Origin of the sequence: Sebaldella sp. S0638 (assembly GCF_024158605.1) — a bacterium.
GTDB lineage: Bacteria > Fusobacteriota > Fusobacteriia > Fusobacteriales > Leptotrichiaceae > Sebaldella.
Window position 1 is genome coordinate 1 of the sequence record NZ_JAMZGM010000198.1, and the last position, 3,343, is coordinate 3,343.

A 3,343-nucleotide genomic window follows, 5' to 3' on the forward strand; every position below is an offset into this window, starting at 1 on the left:
TTTCAAAACACCTCTTTCTTTTTTTATTATATCATTGTTTAGATTTTGGTGTTCCTACTTTACTATAGCACTACAATCGAAACAACAATATTGAAGATCGAGAGGGAACTCAGCTATAAAACTAAGACCAAAATTTTAATTATAGCTCTGGAAAAACTACTTGAGAAGGCTAAATCTGTAAAAACTGAAAGATACAAGGACGGTGAATAAAATGTCAGAATATTTAATAACCTCAGAAGAGGCAAGAAAGATATTGAAAATAGGAAAAAGTAAAATGAACGAGCTGCTAAAATCAAAAGAAATACCTTGCGTTAAGTTAGGGAATGGCTACAGAATGAGACGTTCAGCCATTGACGAGTATATCATCGAACTGGAAAAAAGAGGGTCTTAATATGGCTGGCTATGTAAGAAAAAGAGGTAAAACATGGGAATATTCCTTCGAACTCGGAAAGGTAAACGGGAAAAGACAAAGAGAAAGTCAAGCAGGGTTCTCAACTAAGAAGGAGGCAGAGAAAGCCTTAAGAGAAGCTCTCACGGGTTTTGAGAGTGGCACAATTACAAATACAGACAATATCAGCTTTCACGACTTTTTAAACCTGTATTATAAAGAATATGTTTGTATTCATAATAAATACAATACACAAGTCAGTTTTAAGGCTACAAGTAAGAAATTAAAAGAATACCTTGGCAAATATAAGTTATCTAATATTACCCCAGCTCTATGCCAAAACTTTATAAATGAACTATACAGGGAGGGAAAAAGTTCAAGCACAATTAAATTACAGCTAACTTATTTAAGAATGGTTCTTAATTATGCAATGCAACCCCTAAACTTAATTAAAAGCAATCCGGCGCAAAAATTAAAGATCCCAAAATTTGAAAAAGATAAAAAGATAAAAACTATAAGTCTTGAAGAATTCGACATTATCATGAATTCAATTAAACCGTGGCTTATAAAATATAGAATGGCTTTACTCATAGGACTTCACACAGGTATGAGAGAAAGCGAAATCATGGGATTAACTTGGGATAAGGTCGACTTTAAAGAAAAGACTATTTGTGTGGATCGAAAGCTTATAAATATAAATAATAAAAAAGTCTTTGAAACTCCAAAAAGTAAAAGTTCTGTTAGAGTAATAAAAATCGGAGAAACTTTAATAAATATATTAAAGGCAGAAAAAGAAAGACAAGAACAATTAAAAAAAGACTATTTCGAATTTTACAATAAAATAGATTTTGTTTGTTGCAATGATTTAGGGGTTCCTATGTCTCAATCTTCATTAACATGGCAATGCAGGAAACTGAAAGAACGTACCGGGATAGACTTTAATTTTCACCTTTTGAGACATACTCACGCCACTATGTTAATCGAAGCAGGGGCAAACCCTGTAGAAGTTTCAAAGAGATTAGGACATTCAAACACAAGTATAACTTTAAATATATATTCTCACTCTACTTCGAAAATGGAACAGGACACTGTCAATATATTTGAAAACACTATAAAAGAGCAACCATAAAATGAGTTGCTCTTTTTTTATTTTTTTGACGACCATTTGTCGACCGCCGAAAACAATCTGACTTAATATCAAAAAATACGTAATGACATCAAAAAGCATTCTAACGCATATAATTAAAGTGTTTGTGTTATTGTTCATAGGCTCCAAAAACGTACTTTAAAACGTTAAAAAACACATGGAAAACTATACAATATTACGGTTTATTTTTCAATTTTTTAAAATCATTATATGTATAATTTTTTCAACTGTTTTACCTTAGTTTCCAGATAATTCCGGATTGAAGATATTATTAAATAATGATTTTTTTATTTTACATTATTTTTTCAAATTCTACGCGCAGTTTTTCCATTATTTCTTTGTATTCCTCATTTATCATTCTTGTTTCTTCCGGAGTTTCTTTCGGAATATAAAAGGGATTATGTCCGAAGGCTTCTGAAGCAGTCCACTCTTTCAATACCAGAAAACTATCTTTACGTAACCTTTCAAATGGAATAATTTCAAGTGAATAAAGCGATAAAAGATAATAAACATCTGATATACGTTTATCAATTCCTGATGTATAATTTTCCTCCAAAAGTTCTACCAGTTCCTTTAAAAGTACCTTTACAGTCTTTTTATTTTCCCGCATATTTTCTCCCCAAATTTATATATACTTCTATTTTTCTGAATTATAACCATTAATATTTAACTTGTCAATTCATATCATACTGTAATATTTTCAAGAATTCTGTTTATAATCTCATAAAAAAATTGACACTCTCTTCTATAATATTTATAATATATGTATATTTTGAAATTAAACTAAAAAACTTAAATATATAAAGGAGAAAACTATGGATAAACTCGCTATTGACCATGAATATGTCAGCAAAAGAATTATAGAATTCATGAGAAGAGAAGTAAGAAATTCAGGATTCGAGAAGGTAATTCTTGGTCTGTCAGGGGGAATTGACTCCAGCCTTGTTGCTTTTCTTGCAAAAGAAGCCTTTGGAAAGAAAAACGTACACGGAGTTATTATGCCTTACAGGACTTCCAGCCCTAAAAGCGAGGAAGACGCCTTGAAAGTAGCCGAAGCAGCTAAAATAAGCTGGGAAAAAGTAGAAATCACTAATATGGTAGACTCATATTTCAGTTTTTTTCCTGATGCAAGCCCGCTTAGAAAAGGAAACAGAATGGCACGTGAAAGAATGTGTATTCTGTATGACTTATCTGCAAGAGACCGTTCGCTGGTAATGGGAACAGGGAATAAAACAGAGATGTATCTCGGATATTCTACACAATACGGAGATGCTGCCTGTGCATTACTGCCAATTGCAGATCTTTATAAGACACAAGTTTGGAGCCTGTCTGAATATCTTGGTGTCCCTAAAGAAGTTATAGACAAAAAGCCAAGTGCCGACCTGTGGGAAGGGCAGACTGATGAAGGCGAACTGGGATTTTCATACCGTGATGCAGATAATATTCTATTTGAACTAATTGACAGAAAAAAGGATAGAAATGAGATAATAACTTCTGGTTTCAAATCGGAAACAGTAGACTCTATTATTGAAAAAATAAAAAATTCTGAGTTTAAAAGAAGAATGCCTAAAATTGCTTATATTCATGACAAGGTTAAATAATAAAGCGATTACAGTGCAAGAGTATACTTTAAATCAGTTTTCTAAAATTTAAAATATAAAAACAGGAGAAAAATAAGTTGAAAAACTTAATGATTTCTCCTGTTTTATTATGAAACTGCCGTTATGAATCTACTGTAATGGTCAAGCAAAATGGGAACATTAGGATCCAAAGAAATTGAATCTAGCCTGGTAAGGAGTAATAAACCC

Annotated in this window: 4 protein-coding genes; 3 read left to right on the forward strand and 1 reads right to left on the reverse strand. The window is 31.9% G+C overall.

What is annotated here, in order from left to right; genetic code table 11:
- The first annotated feature begins 211 nt into the window (after window positions 1-211).
- Window positions 212-391, forward strand: coding sequence for a helix-turn-helix domain-containing protein (locus NK213_RS19310; RefSeq protein ID WP_253352362.1), 180 nt, complete (start codon window positions 212-214; stop codon window positions 389-391).
- Between the two features lies 1 nt (window position 392).
- Entirely contained in the window at window positions 393-1,517 is a 1,125-nt protein-coding gene (locus tag NK213_RS19315; RefSeq protein ID WP_253352365.1) for a site-specific integrase, read from the forward strand.
- A gap of 310 nt (window positions 1,518-1,827) precedes the next feature.
- On the opposite strand, the gene NK213_RS19320 is transcribed toward NK213_RS19315, so the two are convergent.
- Window positions 1,828-2,145, reverse strand: a complete 318-nt coding sequence (locus NK213_RS19320; RefSeq protein WP_253352367.1) for a hypothetical protein — start codon at window positions 2,143-2,145, stop codon at window positions 1,828-1,830.
- A gap of 205 nt (window positions 2,146-2,350) precedes the next feature.
- On the opposite strand from NK213_RS19320, the gene NK213_RS19325 reads away from it, so the two are divergent.
- On the forward strand, window positions 2,351-3,136 hold the full coding sequence (locus NK213_RS19325) for an NAD+ synthase (protein WP_253352369.1): 786 nt from the start codon (window positions 2,351-2,353) through the stop codon (window positions 3,134-3,136).
- Window positions 3,137-3,343: the final 207 nt, after the last annotated feature.

Coding starts and splice junctions, on each gene's coding strand:
- NK213_RS19310 (WP_253352362.1), top strand. CDS start 212: ATGTCAGAATATTTAATAACCTCAGAAGAGGCAAGAAAGATATTGAAA.
- NK213_RS19315 (WP_253352365.1), top strand. CDS start 393: ATGGCTGGCTATGTAAGAAAAAGAGGTAAAACATGGGAATATTCCTTC.
- NK213_RS19320 (WP_253352367.1), bottom strand. CDS start 2,145: ATGCGGGAAAATAAAAAGACTGTAAAGGTACTTTTAAAGGAACTGGTA.
- NK213_RS19325 (WP_253352369.1), top strand. CDS start 2,351: ATGGATAAACTCGCTATTGACCATGAATATGTCAGCAAAAGAATTATA.